Origin of the sequence: Pseudomonas sp. W3I7 (assembly GCF_030816095.1) — a bacterium.
GTDB lineage: Bacteria > Pseudomonadota > Gammaproteobacteria > Pseudomonadales > Pseudomonadaceae > Aquipseudomonas > Aquipseudomonas salomonii.
The window spans coordinates 4,263,663-4,281,399 of record NZ_JAUSXP010000001.1 but is presented as its reverse complement, the minus strand read 5'-3'; the positions used below and the strand labels follow the sequence as shown (position 1 = coordinate 4,281,399).

The window sequence follows — 17,737 nt, the reverse complement described above, 5'->3', positions numbered from 1 at the left end:
ACCCGGAAAAGTGTGGGAGCTGGCTTGCCTGCGATACCCTCACCACGGTCCATCAGCCCAACTCACACCCCTTCAACACCAACCGAATAATCGTCTGCGCCGCCGCCTCATAATCTGCCTCGTCCAGCTTGGCCTTGCCGGTGACCGCCGATATCTGCCAGTCAAAATCAGCATACGTCTGCGTCGCCGCCCAGATGCTGAACATCAAGTGATTGGGGTCAATGTTGGCGATCAGGCCGCGATCTACCCAGCTCTGGATGCAGTTGATGTTGTGCTTGGCCTGGGCGTTGAGCTGTTCGATCTGCTCGGGGCTCAGGTGCGGGGCGCCGTGCATGATTTCGCTGGCAAACACCTTGGAGGCAAAGGGCAGGTCGCGGGAGATGCGGATTTTCGAGCGGATGTAATTGCTCAGCACCACCGCCGGCTCGCCCTCGGGGTTGAACGGTGTGGAGGCGGCCAGAATCGGCTCGATAATGCTCTCGAGCACCTCGCGGTAGAGGTTGTCCTTGGACCTGAAGTAGTAATAGACGTTGGGCTTGGGCAGCCCGGCCTTGGCGGCGATGTCGCTGGTTTTGGTCGCGGCGAAGCCCTTGTCGGCAAACTCCTCGCTTGCCGCCCGCAGGATCTTTTCTTTGTTGCGCTCGCGAATGGTGCTCATAAACCAGGAGTTTCCTTGCCAGATCGGCGGTTGTGCATGGTAGCACCGGCTATCCGCGAGCCTCAAGAATGCGCCCGTAAAGCTTTGCGCCGCGCTATGCTCGGCCTTTCTCATTCTTATGGAAGCCCGATTCATGGCAGGAAGCAGCTTGTTGGTATTGATCGACGATATCGCCGCCGTACTCGATGACGTTGCGCTGATGACCAAAATGGCCGCCAAGAAGACCGCCGGCGTGCTGGGCGATGACTTGGCACTCAACGCTCAGCAGGTTTCCGGCGTGCGCGCCGAGCGGGAAATCCCTGTGGTGTGGGCGGTGGCCAAGGGGTCGTTTGTCAACAAACTGATCCTGGTGCCGGCGGCATTGCTGATCAGCGCCTTTGCGCCGTGGGCGGTCACGCCGCTGTTGATGCTCGGCGGCGCCTATTTGTGTTTTGAAGGCTTTGAGAAGCTTGCGCATACCTTTTTGCATAAACGCACCGAAGAGCAGGCCCACCTGGTTGAAGCCGTGGCTGATCCGGCGACTGACCTGGTGGCATTTGAGAAGGACAAGATCAAAGGTGCAATTCGCACCGATTTCATCCTCTCGGCCGAGATCATCGCCATCACCCTGGGCACCGTCGCGGATGCGCCTTTGATGCAGCAGGTGGTGGTGCTGTCGGGCATTGCCATTGTCATGACCATCGGCGTCTACGGGCTGGTGGCCGGTATCGTCAAGCTCGATGACCTGGGCCTGTGGCTGACGCAAAAGCCCGGCCAGGCGGCGCGCAGTATCGGTGGGGCGATCTTGCGCGCCGCGCCTTACATGATGAAAAGCCTGTCGGTGATCGGCACAGCGGCGATGTTTATGGTCGGCGGCGGCATTCTCACCCATGGCGTGCCAGCGGTGCATCACTGGATCGAGCGTGTCAGTCAGCACGTTGGCGGGCTGGCGTGGTTGATGCCGACGTTGCTCAATGCGGTGGCCGGGATTATTGCGGGGGCTGTTGTCTTGGCGGTGGTGAGCGTGGTCGGCAAGGTGTGGAAAGCCCTCAAGGCTTGAAGAAATTACGCGCAATAAAAAAGGCCATTCATGCGAATGGCCTTTTTTTGTGTCGCCCGGTTTATTCGGCAATCTGCAACTTGCGCGATTCGGTGTAGATGTAGCGCACCTTCTCATACTCAAACGGCGAGTTCATCTGGCCGTAGCGGAAGCTGGTCTGGTAGCGCTTGTCGACGGCGCGCAGGGCCCAGATTTCCGGGTGGTTTTCGCTGACTTTGGAGACGTTGAGGAAGTTGATCTCGGTCTCGGCGCCGTAGTCGACGATCAGGCCGGTAGTGTCACGCAGGTTCGAGGGGCCGAAGATCGGCAGCACCAGGTAGGCGCCGCCCGGCACGCCGTAGAAACCCAGGGTCTGGCCGAAGTCTTCGCTCTGGCGCGGCAGGCCCATGGCGGTGGCCGGGTCCCACAGGCCGGCGATGCCGATGGTGGTGTTGAGCAGCAGGCGCCCGGTGGTTTCCAGGGAGCGGTGGCCCTTGAGTTGCAGCAGGCTGTTCAACAGGTTGGGCACATCGCCCAGGTTGTTGAAAAAGTTGCTCACGCCGGTGCGCAGGAAACTTGGGGTGACGTAGGTGTAGCCATTGACCACGGGCAGGAACACCCATTGGTCGAAGCGGTAGTTGAAGTGGTAGACGCGACGGTTCCACGACTCCAGCGGGTCATAGACGTTAAGTGCCGTCAGCGATGAACGCTCGAACTCACGTTGGTCCAGGCCCGGGTTGAACTTGAGTTTGGTCAACGGCTCCTTGAAGCCATCGGAGTCAACCTTGACCGGCTCGTGGGCCTTGCTGTTGTCGGCATTGGCGACGCCTGCGCACATCAGCGCGGCGAGCAGCAAAAGATATTTAGCCACGGAAGAACTCCAGCATGGCGTCGGCGTTGACGCGGTAATTAAGGTTGCCGCAATGGCCGCCCAGCGGGTAGACGGTCAAGCGATCGCCGAAGGTTTTACGCAGGAAACCGAGATCGCCAGGGCCGAGGATCACGTCGTCGGCGTTGTGCATGACCGCGATTTTCGGGCTGTCGTGCAGGTAGTCCTTGAGTGCGTACAGGCTGACCTGGTCAACCAGTTGCAGCAGGCTGCCGCCGTCGGAGCGGGCGCGCCACATCGGAATCACTTGTTCGGTGAGGTAGCAGTCGAAGTCGCATTGCAGTGCACGCTTGAGGAACGGCGTGAGGCTGGTGCCTTCGGTGATCGGGTATTTCGGCGGGATGATCAGGCCACGGCGGTTGATCAGGTCCGAAGTAAAGGCAATGTCGGCCGCCGAGAAGCGGAACGAGGTGCCGATCAGCATGGCCATCTGTTCGTTGGTCAGGTGCTGCTTGGAGTTCTGGAAGTCGTAGAGCAGGGCGTCATTGAGGTCGATGTAGCCCTTTTGCTGGAAGTAGCGCGTCAGTTTGGCCAGCACCAGCTCATAGAAGGTCGTGGTGTTGTTGATGCCCTTGACCTCGGTCTGTACCAGTTTGTCGAGGTTGGTGATCGAGGTGTAGAGGTTGACCGGCGGGTTGAGCAGCAGCACTTTCTTGAAGTTGAAGCTGCGGCGGGTCTCGTCGAGCTTGCTGACAAACGCTGCATCCAGGGCGCCGAGGCTGTAGCCGGTGAGGTAGTAGTCGGTCACCGGCAGCGAGGCGTTCTGCGCGCGCACCGCTTGCATCACGCGGTACATGTCTTCGGCGTCTTCCTGGGTGATACCCGGCGTGGCGAAGCGCGAGGCGGCGCTGATGAAGTCGAAGCTGGTGGGCGATGACAGCTGCACCACGTGGTAGCCGGCCTGGTAATAGAGCTTTTTCAGGTATTCGTTGATGCTGCTGTCAAACCGGGCGCCCGTGCCTGCGATCAGGAAGATCAGCGGCGCGGCACGGTCCTGTTTGGCGATGCGGTAGGTGAGTTTCTTCACTGCCCAGAAGTTGTCCGGCAGGCTGAACTCACGCTCTGGGCGCATGTTGAGGGTGTAATCGGACTGGTTGATCTCGTCGTTGCTGGGCAATTTGGGCCGCAGGTCCGGCGGGGTGGTGGCAATGGTCGCCTCGAACGGGTTCGTCAAAGGGAAGCCATAAGTGGCCTGGTCGACATCGACGGCCAGTGCTGACGCACTCAAAAATAGGCTGCCCAGCAAGGCAGCGCAGCGCAAGGAACGGAGCATGACTTAATCCCTAAGAGGAAACGTGCTGAATGAAGTTCGCAGGCTATGACCACCGCGTTGCCACCGAAGTGCCAGCCCTCGGCACTAAAAGTCGGAAAAAAACACGGAATCGGGGGTAATAGTAGCGAGAAGATACACTTTGCAGCGCCTTGATGAACAGTTATCTGCGTACACACCTTGCTAACGGCCGCCGTGGGATTAAGCTGAGCGCCGTTTTTGCCTATCGGAGTTCGCCATGTCCCGTCGTTTGCCACTTATCCTGCTGCTTATCGCCTTGCCGTTATGGCTGGCCGCCAGTTATGGCGCCCGTTACGGTTTTATGGAAGACGGCCAGTGGGTGGGGGTCTGCGTCGATGAGGCCAGCCGCTGGGAATGCCAGTTGCGCTCGAACCTGGGGCTGATGACTCACTTCAAGGTGTTGGGCTGGGCGGCGTTGGTGACGTCGGTGCTGGCGTTTTTTCTGCCGGGCCGCGTCGGCTGGGGGTTGGCGGTGCTGGGGATGGTGTTCGGGCTGCCGGCGCTGGCGTTGTATAACACCACGTTTGCGGTGTTTGCGGTGGTGATTGCGGGGTTGCGATTGGTCAGGAAGCCTCGGGTTACTGATTAACCCGTATAAGGGCGCTTTTGTGGCGAGCGAGCTTGCTCCCGCTGGGGCGCGAAGCGGCCCCAAAAAAGCGGGAGCGCTGCGCACTCCAGCGGGAGCAAGCTCCCTCGCCACAGCTGTTTAGCCCTTGCGCACCCGCAAGCAACGCCACAAGGCTACAACCATCAACCCGCTGACCACCGCCCAGCCCCACGCCTGCTGGTTCAGCAACCCTTCGCGATACAGCTGCGGCGCAACACCGGCACCGATGATAAAGGCCAGCAGCGCGATCTCCCGACGAGGCCCAGTCACAGGGCGAACCAGGTACACCAGCGCCGGCAATACCAACGCCGCACTCGGGAAGCTGCGATAGCGCGGGTCAAATACCAGCGCCAGCATCATCACCGCCCCTGCGAACCCGGCGATTGCCACCAGCCATCCGGCGCGTTGTTCCAGCCAGTTGAAGCTCCGTTCACGCCAGCCTTCCTGGGCACTCAGCGCCAGTGCAGCATGGGCCAGCACGAGCAGGTTCAGCATCACCAGCAAGCCTGCCCACACCCATTCATCGTTGAAGCGCGCTGTGACGCGGGTCAGTTCAGCCCAGGTGCCGATGGCGCAGGCCGCCACTGCACCGAGCAGTGGCAGCAACAGCGCGGCACGCGTGCTGCGCACCCGGCCACCCAGCACCAGGGTGCCCAGCAGGATCAGGCCGCCGACGCCCAGCCACAGCGGCCAATACGGCACGTTGCTCACTGGCCCGGCAAGAATGCCCTTGTCCTGGCGATCGGCATCAAACAAGCCCCAGTAACCACCGACGGCACCTTCGCTGGCGCGTTTCCAGGGTTGGTCAAACGCTTCGATCAGGTTGTAGCGCCAGCCATTGGCTTCGGCCATGGCCACAAAACCGCGCATGAACTTGGCCTCGTTGACCCGGCTTGGTACCGCAGTTTCGCGCTGGCGGCCTTCGCTCGGCCAGCCGGTCTCGCCGATCAGCACATCTTTAGGCGCGAATTTGTTACCGAAGGTCTGGCGCACATCACCCACATGCTTGAGGGCTTGATCGATGCCCGACGGGTCATCTTCCCAGTACGGCAGCAGGTGAATGGTCAGGAAATCCACCGCCGGGGCGATTTCCGGGTGCTGCAGCCAGAATTCCCACACATCGGCATAAGTGACCGGCTGCTTGATCTGGCTTTTGACCTGATGGATCAGCGTCACCAACTGCTTGGCGGTGACTTCCTTGCGCAGCAGGGCCTCGTTACCGACGATCACCGAGGTGACCACATCGGGGTTGGCATTGGCAGCCGCAATCAGTTCTTTGATTTCTTTTTCGGTGGCCACCGGGTCACTGCTGACCCAGGCGCCGGCCATTAACTTCAAGCCATGCTTGCGCGCCATGCCCGGCAGGGCTTCCAGGCCGGTCATGGAGTAAGTGCGGATGCATTCAAAACGGGTGGCCAGCAGTGCCAGGTCAGCGTCCATGCGCTCGGGGCGCAGTTTGAATGGCTGGTCGAACGGCGACTGGTCTTTGTCGAACGGCGTATAGGACGCGCATTGCATCTTGTGGCTGGCACTGGCTACATCCGGCAATACCACCGGCCGGCCAAGGCCGTACCAATAGCCGATAAGGGCAAGCACACCGAGGATCAAGGCGCAGAAATAGGGCAGGGCAGGGAAGCGGGCAGTCGCGGGCATGGTCAGCTTATCTGGGGGAGCAAAGGCGCGCATCTTACCCGGATTTGACCCGTACCAGTGGGGCTGCATAATTTAGACATGCAAAGTTCGGGCGGGAAATTGACGCCAAGTCCTAGGAACAGTCCTGCTGGCGATGTGATGTCGTTTCTTGCTTACCCGAGGTCGCTGACAGAGCAGGTCCAAGGCCCCGGCAGGTTGATGATCCAAGTGTCAGCACTCCACTGGCGGGGCACCACCGTGATCGACGCGCGTGAAGGGGGCGCGATGCACCCTATAACAACAGGTTGACGTCGCTCGGCATCCGTCGAGCGCAGCACTTTCGGGGAAGTATTATGAAGATGCGACGACTCTTGGGCGCAGCTGCCACTCTGGTAGTTGCGATGGGCTCCACACTGGCCAGCGCCGACAGCAAAACCCTGAGCATCGGCTATGTAGATGGTTGGTCCGACAGCGTTGCCACGACCCATGTGGCAGCCGAGGTGATCAAGGAAAAACTCGGTTACGACGTGAAACTGCAAGCCGTCGCCACCGGGATCATGTGGCAGGGCGTCGCCACCGGCAAGCTCGACGCCATGCTGTCCGCCTGGCTGCCTGTGACCCACGGTGAGTATTGGACCAAGAACAAGGACAAGGTGGTCGACTACGGCCCCAACTTCAAGGACGCGAAGATTGGCTTGATCGTGCCGGAGTATGTCAAGGCCAAGTCCATCGAAGACCTCAAGACCGACACCACCTTCAAGAACAAGATCGTCGGTATCGACGCCGGCTCAGGCGTGATGCTCAAGACCGACGAAGCGATCAAGGCCTATGGCCTGGATTACAAACTGCAAGCCAGCTCGGGCGCGGCGATGATCGCCGAACTGACCCGTGCCGAAGACAAGCAGGAATCCATTGCCGTAACCGGCTGGGTGCCGCACTGGATGTTTGCCAAGTGGAAACTGCGTTTCCTCGACGACCCAAAAGGGATTTATGGTGCTGCTGAGACCGTCAACAGCATCGGCAGCAAGGGCCTGGAGAAGAAAGCGCCGGAAGTCGCCGCTTTCCTGAAAAAATTCCAGTGGGCCTCCAAGGACGAAATCGGCGAAGTCATGCTCGCAATCCAAGAGGGCGCCAAGCCTGATGCCGCGGCCAAGGATTGGGTCGCCAAGCACCCTGAGCGTGTGGCCGAGTGGACCGCTAAATAAAGCACTAACCCTTTAGAAGCCCCACCACAACCCTACTGTGGGAGCGGGCTTGCTGTGGCGAGGGAGCTTGCTCCCGCTGACTGCGCAGCAGTCTCCGACTTTTTGGGGGCGCTTCGCACCCCAGCGCAAGCAAGCTTGCTCGCCACAGCAAGCCCGCTCCCACATTTTTTTGCCTGTATTAAGGCTGTTGTTTATTTGTTGCCCGCAAAACTTGCTAAGTGGCCATCTCGATCTACTACTAAGGTCGTCTGGAACCTGTTCCGCAGCCGCATACAGTGGATATGTTCCAAAATAATAAAAAGCTGTGCTGCGAGGATAAAAACAATGAACGACAGCATTTACCTCTCGATTCAAAACAGCCCGCGTTTCAAGGAGCTGGTCAGGAAAAGGGAAAGGTTCGCCTGGATTCTCTCGGCGATCATGCTAGGGCTTTACTCCGCTTTCATCCTGTTGATTGCCTACGGGCCACAAGTGCTGGGCGCCAAGCTCAGCCCTGGGTCTTCGATTACCTGGGGTATTCCCTTGGGTGTCGGGCTGATTGTGTCCGCTTTCATCCTGACCGCGCTCTATGTGCGTCGGGCCAATGGCGAATTTGACGACCTGAACAATGCGATTCTCAAGGAGGCTGCGCAATGATCCGGCGTCTATTGGCTATATTCGGCGCTTCGCTGTTTGCTCCGGCCGTTTGGGCGGCGGATGCATTGACCGGGGAAGTGCACAAGCAACCGCTGAACGTGTCCGCCATCGTGATGTTTGTCGCGTTTGTCGGCGCCACCCTGTGCATCACTTACTGGGCATCCAAGCGCAACAAGTCGGCGGCCGACTACTATGCGGCCGGCGGCAAGATCACCGGTTTCCAGAACGGCCTGGCGATTGCCGGTGACTATATGTCGGCGGCGTCCTTCCTGGGGATTTCCGCGCTGGTGTTCACCTCCGGCTACGATGGCCTGATCTACTCGATCGGCTTTCTGGTGGGCTGGCCGATCATTCTGTTCCTGATCGCCGAGCGCCTGCGTAACCTGGGCAAGTACACCTTTGCCGACGTGGCGTCCTATCGCCTCGGGCAAACCCAGATCCGCAGCCTGTCGGCTTGTGGTTCGCTGGTGGTGGTGGCGTTCTACCTGATCGCGCAGATGGTGGGGGCGGGCAAGCTGATCCAGCTGCTGTTCGGCCTGGACTACCACGTCGCGGTGATCCTGGTGGGTATCCTGATGTGCATGTACGTGCTGTTCGGCGGCATGCTGGCGACCACTTGGGTGCAGATCATCAAGGCGGTGCTGTTGCTGTCCGGTGCTTCGTTCATGGCGCTGATGGTGATGAAGCACGTCAACTTCGACTTCAACACGCTGTTTTCCGAGGCGATCAAGGTTCACCCTAAAGGTGAGGCGATCATGAGCCCCGGCGGCTTGGTGAAAGATCCGATTTCGGCATTCTCGCTGGGCCTGGCGCTGATGTTCGGTACGGCCGGCCTGCCGCACATCCTGATGCGCTTCTTCACCGTCAGCGACGCCAAGGAAGCGCGCAAGAGCGTGTTGTATGCCACCGGCTTCATTGGTTACTTCTATATCCTCACGTTCATCATCGGCTTTGGCGCGATCCTGCTGGTGAGCACCAACCCGGCGTTCAAGGATGCTGCAGGCGCCTTGCTGGGCGGTAACAACATGGCGGCGGTGCACCTGGCCAATGCGGTGGGTGGCAGTATTTTCCTGGGCTTCATCTCGGCCGTGGCGTTTGCCACCATCCTGGCAGTGGTTGCCGGTTTGACCCTGGCCGGTGCCTCGGCGGTGTCCCATGACCTGTATGCCAGTGTGATCAAGAAGGGCAAGGCCAACGAGAAAGATGAGATTCGCGTGTCGAAGATCACCACCGTGGCGTTGGGTGTGTTGGCAATCGGCCTGGGTATCCTGTTCGAAAGCCAGAACATTGCGTTCATGGTCGGCCTGGCATTCTCGATTGCGGCCAGCTGTAACTTCCCGGTACTGCTGCTTTCCATGTACTGGAAAAACCTCACCACCCGTGGCGCCATGATTGGCGGCTGGCTGGGCTTGATCAGTGCCGTCGGCCTGATGATCCTCGGCCCGACCATCTGGGTGTCGATCCTGCACCATGAAAAAGCCATCTTCCCTTACGAGTACCCGGCGCTGTTCTCGATGATCATTGCGTTCGTCGGCATCTGGTTCTTCTCGATCACCGACAAGTCGGCGGCGGCAGAGAAAGAGCGTGCGCTGTACTTCCCGCAGTTTGTGCGTTCGCAGACTGGCCTGGGGGCAAGTGGGGCGGTTAACCACTAATATTTGTAACGGCTACAAAAAAAGCCCCGGTCGTGAGATCGGGGCATTTTTTTGCTTTTATTGTGGGTGGATATCACAAAACTGTTTCTCAATTCCTGCACAAATAAAAACGGCCTCCTTGTGAAAGGAGGCCGTTTTTAAGACCAAATAGTTAGATGCTTACTTGCGATCTTCCAGTTTGGTGATATCACGCGGCTTGGCGCCGGTGTACAGCTGGCGCGGACGGCCAATCTTGTACGGGCTGGAGAGCATTTCTTTCCAGTGCGAGATCCAGCCGACAGTACGTGCCAGGGCGAAAATCACGGTGAACATGCTGGTTGGAATGCCGATTGCCTTGAGGATGATCCCCGAGTAGAAGTCGACGTTCGGGTACAGCGAGCGCTCGATGAAGTACGGGTCGGTCAGGGCGATCTCTTCCAGGCGCATGGCCAGTTCGAGTTGCGGATCGTTCTTGATGCCCAGTTCCTTCAACACTTCGTCGCAGGTCTGCTTCATCACGGTGGCACGTGGGTCACGGTTCTTGTAGACGCGGTGACCGAAGCCCATCAGCTTGAACGGATCTTCTCTATCCTTGGCCTTGGCGATGAATTTGTCGATGTTCGAGACATCGCCAATTTCATCCAGCATGGTCAATACGGCTTCGTTCGCACCGCCGTGGGCAGGGCCCCACAGTGCGGCGATACCGGCGGCGATACAGGCGAACGGGTTGGCACCCGAAGAACCGGCCAGGCGTACGGTAGAGGTGGAGGCGTTCTGTTCGTGGTCGGCGTGGAGGATGAAAATCTTGTCCATCGCCTTGGCCAGCACCGGGCTGATCGGTTTGATCTCGCACGGGGTGTTGAACATCATGTGCAGGAAGTTTTCCGCGTACGTCAGGTCGTTGCGCGGGTACATCATGGGTTGACCCATGGAGTACTTGTAAACCATCGCGGCCAGGGTGGGCATCTTGGCAACCAGGCGGATCGCGGAAATTTCGCGATGCTGCGGGTTATTGATGTCCAGGGAGTCGTGATAGAAGGCCGACAGGGCGCCGACTACGCCGCACATGACGGCCATCGGGTGGGCGTCGCGACGGAAGCCGTTGAAGAAGGTCTTCAACTGCTCGTGAACCATGGTGTGGTTCTTCACGGTGCTGACGAACTGGGCTTTCTGCTCGGCTGTTGGCAAATCTTCATGCAGCAGCAGGTAGCAGGTTTCCAGGTAGTCCGACTGTTCAGCAAGCTGTTCGATCGGGTAGCCGCGGTGCAGCAGAATGCCATTATCACCATCGATGTAGGTGATCTTCGACTCGCAAGAGGCGGTCGACATGAAGCCTGGATCGTATGTGAAACGGCCCGTGGCCGTCAGGCCCCGTACGTCGATAACATCGGGACCAACGGTGCCGGTTAAAATGGGCAGCTCGACGGGGGCTGCGCCCTCGATGATCAACTGCGCTTTTTTGTCAGCCATGTGGCCTCCTATTTATGCTTCAAATCATCAGACAGACCCCCCACGCAGGGCCCGCACCACTATATTGATATAAATCCAGATGTCAATTTGCCTAAAGTCTTGCTCCAGAAGGCTTTAACCATACTTTTTCGTCGAAATTGACTGCCATTTACGCCTTTTATACCGCCAGCGCAATCAGCTATTAGGGTGAGGAGTGCGCGTTGTCATTAGTAACCTAACTGTCTATACTCGGCCACCGACCGCCAAGGGCTTTTGGGCTTGCTTTCATTGGGGGTCGCACTCCCTGGGTGGTGCTTACCTGACCAGTGCACTCCCCAACAACTTTGCCCTGATTGTTAGGGGCTCTTCAGTGTGAAAAAAAGCCGTGAATAGCCAACGACCTGTAAACCTAGACCTAAGGACCATCAAACTCCCCATCACCGGCGTTACGTCGTTCCTGCACCGTGTTTCCGGCATCATCCTGTTCCTGGGCTTGGGCATCATGCTTTATGCATTGAGCAAATCCCTGGGTTCCGAGGAAGGATACGCCGAGGTGAAGGCATGCTTGACCAGCCCGCTGGCCAAGTTCGTAGCATGGGGCCTCCTGTCCGCTCTGCTGTATCACCTGGTTGCCGGTGTGCGCCACTTGATCATGGATGCGGGTATCGGTGAGACGCTCGAAGGCGGCCGCCTGGGCTCGAAAATCATCATCGCCATTTCCGTGGTGCTGATCGTTCTGGCAGGAGTTTGGATATGGTAACCAGCGTTACGAACCTTTCGCGTTCGGGCCTCTATGACTGGATGGCACAGCGTGTGTCTGCGGTCGTTCTCGCGGCTTATTTCATTTTCCTGATCGGATACCTCGTCGCAAACCCGGGCATCGGCTATGAGCAATGGCATGGCCTGTTTTCCCACAATGCGATGCGAATCTTCAGCCTGCTGGCCCTTGTAGCCCTGGGCGCTCACGCCTGGGTCGGCATGTGGACCATCGCGACCGACTACCTCACGCCAATGGCGCTGGGCAAGTCCGCGACTGCAGTCCGTTTTCTCTTCCAGGCAGTCTGCGGCGTCGCGATGTTCGCTTACTTCGTCTGGGGTGTGCAGATTCTTTGGGGTATCTGATTCATGGCTAACATTCCAACTATTTCCTTCGACGCCATCATTATTGGTGGCGGCGGTGCCGGCATGCGCGCAGCGCTGCAGCTGGCCCAGGGTGGTCACAAGACTGCCGTGATCACCAAGGTGTTCCCGACCCGTTCCCATACCGTATCGGCCCAGGGTGGCATCACCTGCGCCATCGCTTCCGCCGACCCGAACGATGACTGGCGCTGGCACATGTACGATACCGTCAAGGGTTCCGACTATATCGGTGACCAGGACGCTATCGAGTACATGTGTCAGGAAGGCCCGGCCGCCGTGTTCGAGCTGGACCACATGGGTCTGCCGTTCTCGCGTACCGAGCAAGGTCGTATCTACCAGCGTCCATTCGGCGGCCAGTCGAAGGATTACGGTAAAGGCGGGCAGGCTGCCCGTACGTGCGCCGCTTCCGACCGTACCGGTCACGCGCTGCTGCACACCCTGTATCAGGGCAACCTGAAAGCCGGTACCACGTTCCTGAACGAGTACTACGCAGTTGACCTGGTGAAGAACGCCGACGGCGCCTTCGTCGGTGTGATCGCCATCTGCATCGAAACCGGTGAAACCACCTACATCCGCGCCAAGGCTACTGTGCTGGCAACCGGCGGTGCAGGTCGTATCTACGCGTCGACCACCAATGCCCTGATCAACACCGGTGACGGCGTCGGCATGGCCCTGCGTGCTGGCGTGCCGGTACAAGACATTGAAATGTGGCAGTTCCACCCGACCGGCATCGCCGGCGCCGGTGTACTGGTTACAGAAGGTTGCCGTGGTGAAGGTGGTTACCTGATCAACAAGCACGGCGAGCGTTTCATGGAGCGTTATGCTCCGAACGCCAAAGACCTTGCCGGTCGTGACGTTGTGGCCCGTTCGATGGTTAAGGAAATCATCGCCGGCAACGGCTGTGGCCCGAATGGCGACCACGTACTGCTGAAACTCGATCACCTCGGTGAGGAAGTGTTGCACAGCCGCCTGCCAGGCATCTGCGAACTGTCCAAGACCTTTGCGCACGTTGACCCGGTGGTTGCTCCGGTGCCGGTTGTTCCGACTTGCCACTACATGATGGGCGGCGTGCCGACCAACATTCATGGCCAGGCGATCACCCAGAACGCCGAAGGCGTGGACGAGATCATCCACGGTCTGTTCGCTGTAGGCGAAGTGGCCTGCGTATCGGTACACGGTGCCAACCGCCTGGGCGGCAACTCGCTGCTCGACCTGGTGGTATTCGGTCGCGCTGCCGGCCTGCACCTGGAAAAAGCCCTGACCGACGGCATCGAATACGATGACGCCACCGACGCCAACATCGAGGCCGCCCTGGCGCGCCTGAACGCTCTGAACGAGCGTACCGATGGCGAAGACGTGGCTACCCTGCGTCGTGAGCTGCAAAGCTGCATGCAGAACTACTTCGGTGTATTCCGTACCGGCGAATACATGCAGAAGGGTATTGCCCAGCTGGCCGACCTGCGCACGCGCATCGCCAACGTCAAGATCAACGATAAGAGCCAGGCGTTCAACACCGCTCGTATCGAAGCCCTTGAGCTGCAAAACCTGCTGGAAGTGGCTGAAGCCACTGCGATCGCCGCCGAGGTTCGTAAAGAATCCCGTGGTGCCCACGCCCGTGAAGACTTTGAAGATCGCGACGACGAAAACTGGTTGTGCCACACCCTGTACTTCCCGGGTGACAAGCGCGTAACCAAACGTGCCGTGAACTTCTCGCCGAAGACGGTGCCGACGTTTGAACCGAAGATTCGGACTTACTAAGGGTGGCTGCCATGTTGAAAGTCAGTGTTTACCGCTACAACCCTGATCAGGACGCCGCGCCGTTCATGCAGGAATTTCAGGTCGATACCGGTGGTAAAGACCTGATGGTGCTGGATGTACTGGCACTGATCAAAGAGCAGGACGAAGGTTTTTCCTACCGTCGCTCTTGCCGTGAGGGCGTTTGTGGCTCCGACGGCATGAACATCAACGGCAAGAACGGCCTGGCGTGCATCACGCCGCTGTCCGCTGTTGTTAAAGGTAACAAGCTGATCGTTCGTCCACTGCCAGGTTTGCCGGTTATCCGTGACCTGGTCGTCGATATGAGCATCTTCTACAAGCAATACGAGAAAGTTAAGCCGTTCCTGCAGAACGACACGCCGGCTCCGGCCATCGAACGTCTGCAGTCCCCTGAAGAGCGTGAAAAGCTCGACGGTCTGTACGAGTGCATCCTGTGCGCTTGCTGCTCGACCTCGTGCCCGTCCTTCTGGTGGAACCCGGACAAGTTCCTGGGTCCAGCTGCTCTGCTGCAAGCGTACCGCTTCCTGGCAGACAGCCGTGACACCAAGACGTCCGAGCGTCTGGCTTCACTGGATGACCCGTTCAGCGTCTTCCGCTGCCGCGGGATCATGAACTGCGTCAACGTATGTCCCAAAGGCCTGAACCCGACTAAGGCCATTGGTCACATCCGTAACATGCTGCTGCAAAGCGGCGTGTAAGCGACGTTGTAGCAAGGCAGGACCGTTGTGCCCGTAAATGCTACGGCGCAGGCTTCAACCGGCGCCGTAGTTTTAACTTGAGCAGCGACTTACAAAGCCGCAGCTCTTATTTTGAAGAAATGAGACAAGCAGGGGCATTCGGGTTGGTACCCGAACTATCAGCGTGATCCTAAGTGGCTTGTTTTGGTCGCTGCACTTGGCCTTTTGCAAGCAAACTCGGTGTTTTCGCCGGTGGTGTCCCCAAATCGAGGGTGACCAAGCATGCAAGAAAGCGTGATGCAGCGCATGTGGAACAGCGGCTATCTTTCAGGTGGTAACGCTGCCTATGTGGAAGAGCTTTATGAGCTCTACCTGCACGACCCTAACGCTGTGCCAGAAGAATGGCGCACCAAATTTCAGACGTTGTCTTCAGACGGCAACGCTGCCACCGATGTATCGCACGCAACAATTCGCGATCAATTTGTGCTGCTGGCAAAGAACCAGCGCCGCGCCCAACCGGTTTCCGCCGGTAGCGTGAGCAGCGAGCATGAGAAGAAGCAAGTTGAAGTATTGCGACTGATCCAGGCTTACCGGATGCGTGGCCACCAGGCGGCCCAGCTTGACCCGCTGGGGCTCTGGAAGCGTCCTGCACCTGCTGACCTGTCGATCAATCATTACGGCTTGACCAATGCCGATCTTGATACGACCTTCCGTGCCGGCGACCTGTTCATCGGCAAAGAGGAAGCGAGCCTACGCGAAATTCACGAAGCGTTGCAGCAGACATATTGCCGCACCATCGGCGCTGAATTCACGCACATCACCGATTCCGAGCAGCGCCACTGGTTCCAGCATCGTCTGGAAGGTGTGCGTGGCCGTCCGGTATTGTCCGCCGACGTGCGCAGCCACTTGCTGGAGCGCGTGACCGCGGCCGAAGGCCTCGAGAAATACCTGGGTACCAAATACCCGGGCACCAAGCGTTTCGGCCTGGAAGGCGGCGAAAGCCTGATTCCAATGCTCGACGAGCTGATCCAGCGTTCCGGTTCCTACGGCACCAAGGAAATCGTGATCGGCATGGCTCACCGTGGTCGCCTGAACGTGTTGGTCAACACCTTCGGCAAGAACCCGCGTGAACTGTTCGACGAATTCGAAGGCAAGAAGAAGGTCGAGCTGGGTTCCGGTGACGTTAAATACCACCAGGGCTTCTCGTCCAACGTAATGACCACCGGCGGTGAAGTTCACCTGGCCATGGCCTTCAACCCGTCCCACCTGGAAATCGTTTCTCCGGTGGTCGAGGGTTCGGTGCGTGCCCGCCAGGATCGTCGTAACGATTCCACCGGTGAGAAAGTCCTGCCGATTTCCATCCACGGTGACGCGGCATTCGCCGGTCAAGGCGTGGTCCTGGAAACGTTCCAGATGTCGCAGACCCGCGGCTTCAAGACCGGCGGTACGGTTCACATCGTCATCAACAACCAGGTCGGTTTCACCATCAGCAACCCGCTCGACGCGCGCTCGACCGAGTACGCGACCGACGTTGCCAAGATGATCCAGGCGCCGATCCTCCATGTGAATGGTGATGATCCGGAAGCCGTGTTGTTCGTGACCCAGCTCGCCATTGACTACCGCATGCAGTTCAAGCGTGATGTGGTCATCGACCTGGTTTGCTACCGCCGTCGCGGTCACAACGAAGCGGATGAGCCGAGCGGCACCCAGCCGTTGATGTACCAGCAGATCACCAAGCAGCGCACCACCCGTGAACTGTACGCCGACAGCCTGATTACGGCCGGCGTGGTTGACGATGCGCGTGTTCAGGCGAAAGTCGATGAATACCGCAACGCGCTGGACAACGGCCTGCATGTAGTAAAAAGCCTGGTTAAAGAGCCGAACAAAGAGCTGTTCGTGGACTGGCGCCCGTACCTGGGCCACGCCTGGACGGCGCGTCACGACACCTCGTTCGACCTCAAGACCCTGCAGGAACTGTCCGCCAAGCTGCTGGAAATTCCAGATGGTTTCGTGGTGCAGCGCCAGGTTGCGAAGATCTACGAAGACCGTCAGAAGATGCAAGCCGGCGGCCTGCCGATCAACTGGGGTTACGCCGAAACCATGGCGTACGCGACCCTGGCGTTCGAAGGTCACCCGATCCGCATGACCGGCCAGGACATCGGCCGTGGTACGTTCTCGCACCGTCACGCGGTCCTGCACAACCAGAAAGACGCGACCACCTACGTACCGCTGCAACACCTGTACGAAGGCCAGCCACGTTTCGACCTGTACGATTCGTTCCTGTCCGAAGAAGCCGTACTGGCGTTCGAATACGGCTACTCCACCACCACGCCAAACGCGCTGGTGATCTGGGAAGCCCAGTTCGGCGACTTCGCCAACGGTGCCCAGGTGGTTATCGACCAGTTCATCACCAGCGGTGAGCACAAGTGGGGCCGTCTGTGCGGTCTGACCATGCTGCTGCCACACGGTTATGAAGGTCAGGGCCCGGAGCACTCCTCGGCCCGTCTGGAGCGTTACCTGCAGCTGTGCGCCGAGCACAACATTCAGGTGTGCGTGCCGACTACGCCGGCCCAGATCTACCATTTGCTGCGTCGCCAGGTGATCCGCCCGCTGCGCAAGCCGCTGGTAGTGCTGACCCCGAAATCGCTGTTGCGTCACAAATTGGCCATCTCGACCCTGGAAGATCTGGCCGACGGTTCGTTCCAGACCGTGATTCCAGAAATCGACACCCTGGACGCTGCCAAGGTCACTCGCCTGGTCCTGTGCAGCGGCAAGGTTTACTACGACTTGCTGGAAAAAACGCCGTGCCGAAGGCCGCGAAGACATCGCCATCGTGCGTATCGAGCAGCTTTACCCGTTCCCGGAAGACGACCTGATGGAGGCCATCGCGCCTTACACCAACCTCACCCATGCGGTGTGGTGCCAGGAAGAACCGATGAACCAGGGCGCGTGGTACAGCAGCCAGCATCATTTGCGTCGCAGCATCGGTAACCACAAAACAGGCCTGGGCCTGGAGTACGCCGGTCGTGATGCTTCTGCTGCACCTGCGTGTGGTTATGCGTCGATGCACGCCGAGCAGCAGGAAAAACTGCTGCAAGATGCTTTCACTGTTTAACGCCTTCGCG

14 protein-coding genes and 1 pseudogene are annotated in these 17,737 nt (G+C 58.9%); 10 read left to right on the top strand and 5 right to left on the bottom strand.

The window, feature by feature from the left end; genetic code table 11:
* Window positions 1–52 precede the first annotated feature (52 nt).
* Window positions 53–658: a TetR/AcrR family transcriptional regulator gene (locus QF043_RS19650; RefSeq protein ID WP_056857111.1), complete on the bottom strand. Its 606-nt coding sequence runs from the start codon at window positions 656–658 to the stop codon at window positions 53–55.
* Window positions 659–791: 133 nt separating this feature from the next.
* Here QF043_RS19650 and QF043_RS19645 point away from each other — a divergent pair, with 133 nt between their 5' ends.
* Window positions 792–1,697 carry a DUF808 domain-containing protein gene (locus QF043_RS19645; protein WP_307419864.1) on the top strand — a complete coding sequence of 302 codons (906 nt, stop codon included), beginning with the start codon at window positions 792–794 and terminating at the stop codon, window positions 1,695–1,697.
* Window positions 1,698–1,758: 61 nt separating this feature from the next.
* Here QF043_RS19645 and QF043_RS19640 read toward each other — a convergent pair whose 3' ends face one another.
* Together QF043_RS19640 and QF043_RS19635 are read right to left on the bottom strand one after the other, a co-directional pair.
* Window positions 1,759–2,547, bottom strand: a complete 789-nt coding sequence (locus QF043_RS19640; RefSeq protein ID WP_056857109.1) for a VacJ family lipoprotein — start codon at window positions 2,545–2,547, stop codon at window positions 1,759–1,761.
* Complete coding sequence (locus QF043_RS19635) at window positions 2,540–3,838, bottom strand: serine/threonine protein kinase (protein WP_056857108.1); 1,299 nt, start codon at window positions 3,836–3,838, stop codon at window positions 2,540–2,542. Before QF043_RS19635 ends, QF043_RS19640 begins: the two co-directional genes overlap by 8 nt.
* Before the next feature lie 235 nt (window positions 3,839–4,073).
* On the opposite strand from QF043_RS19635, the gene QF043_RS19630 reads away from it, so the two are divergent.
* The gene (locus tag QF043_RS19630; protein ID WP_307419863.1) at window positions 4,074–4,445 is read left to right on the top strand and encodes a hypothetical protein; all 372 of its coding nucleotides are present in this window, start codon (window positions 4,074–4,076) and stop codon (window positions 4,443–4,445) included.
* Window positions 4,446–4,562: 117 nt separating this feature from the next.
* Here the strand turns inward: QF043_RS19630 and QF043_RS19625 are convergent, their stop codons facing one another.
* Entirely contained in the window at window positions 4,563–6,116 is a 1,554-nt protein-coding gene (locus QF043_RS19625) for a glycosyl hydrolase family 17 protein (protein ID WP_307419862.1), read from the bottom strand.
* 332 nt (window positions 6,117–6,448) lie between these two features.
* On the opposite strand from QF043_RS19625, the gene QF043_RS19620 reads away from it, so the two are divergent.
* The 3 genes from QF043_RS19620 (at window position 6,449) to QF043_RS19610 (ending at window position 9,591) form a co-directional block, all read left to right on the top strand.
* The gene (locus QF043_RS19620; protein ID WP_307419861.1) at window positions 6,449–7,300 is read left to right on the top strand and encodes a glycine betaine ABC transporter substrate-binding protein; all 852 of its coding nucleotides are present in this window, start codon (window positions 6,449–6,451) and stop codon (window positions 7,298–7,300) included.
* A gap of 324 nt (window positions 7,301–7,624) precedes the next feature.
* Window positions 7,625–7,936 (top strand): DUF485 domain-containing protein, encoded by a 312-nt coding sequence (locus QF043_RS19615; RefSeq protein ID WP_307419860.1) that lies wholly within the window; start codon window positions 7,625–7,627, stop codon window positions 7,934–7,936.
* On the top strand, window positions 7,933–9,591 hold the full coding sequence (locus QF043_RS19610; RefSeq protein WP_110624990.1) for a cation acetate symporter: 1,659 nt from the start codon (window positions 7,933–7,935) through the stop codon (window positions 9,589–9,591). Before QF043_RS19615 ends, QF043_RS19610 begins: the two co-directional genes overlap by 4 nt.
* Before the next feature lie 159 nt (window positions 9,592–9,750).
* Here QF043_RS19610 and gltA read toward each other — a convergent pair whose 3' ends face one another.
* Window positions 9,751–11,040, bottom strand: a complete 1,290-nt coding sequence (gltA, locus tag QF043_RS19605) for a citrate synthase (RefSeq protein WP_307419859.1) — start codon at window positions 11,038–11,040, stop codon at window positions 9,751–9,753.
* 364 nt (window positions 11,041–11,404) lie between these two features.
* Between gltA and sdhC the strand changes: the two genes are divergently transcribed.
* The 5 genes and pseudogenes from sdhC (at window position 11,405) to QF043_RS19580 (ending at window position 17,727) form a co-directional block, all read left to right on the top strand.
* Window positions 11,405–11,779, top strand: coding sequence for a succinate dehydrogenase, cytochrome b556 subunit (sdhC, locus tag QF043_RS19600; protein WP_016979564.1), 375 nt, complete (start codon window positions 11,405–11,407; stop codon window positions 11,777–11,779).
* Window positions 11,773–12,141, top strand: a complete 369-nt coding sequence (gene sdhD / locus QF043_RS19595; RefSeq protein WP_003172805.1) for a succinate dehydrogenase, hydrophobic membrane anchor protein — start codon at window positions 11,773–11,775, stop codon at window positions 12,139–12,141. The genes sdhC and sdhD overlap by 7 nt, the downstream gene beginning before the upstream one ends.
* Before the next feature lie 3 nt (window positions 12,142–12,144).
* Window positions 12,145–13,917, top strand: coding sequence for a succinate dehydrogenase flavoprotein subunit (gene sdhA, locus QF043_RS19590; RefSeq protein ID WP_017134444.1), 1,773 nt, complete (start codon window positions 12,145–12,147; stop codon window positions 13,915–13,917).
* Window positions 13,918–13,928: 11 nt separating this feature from the next.
* On the top strand, window positions 13,929–14,633 hold the full coding sequence (locus QF043_RS19585) for a succinate dehydrogenase iron-sulfur subunit (RefSeq protein WP_003172807.1): 705 nt from the start codon (window positions 13,929–13,931) through the stop codon (window positions 14,631–14,633).
* 261 nt (window positions 14,634–14,894) lie between these two features.
* A pseudogene (locus tag QF043_RS19580) lies at window positions 14,895–17,727 on the top strand (2-oxoglutarate dehydrogenase E1 component).
* Window positions 17,728–17,737 lie beyond the last annotated feature (10 nt).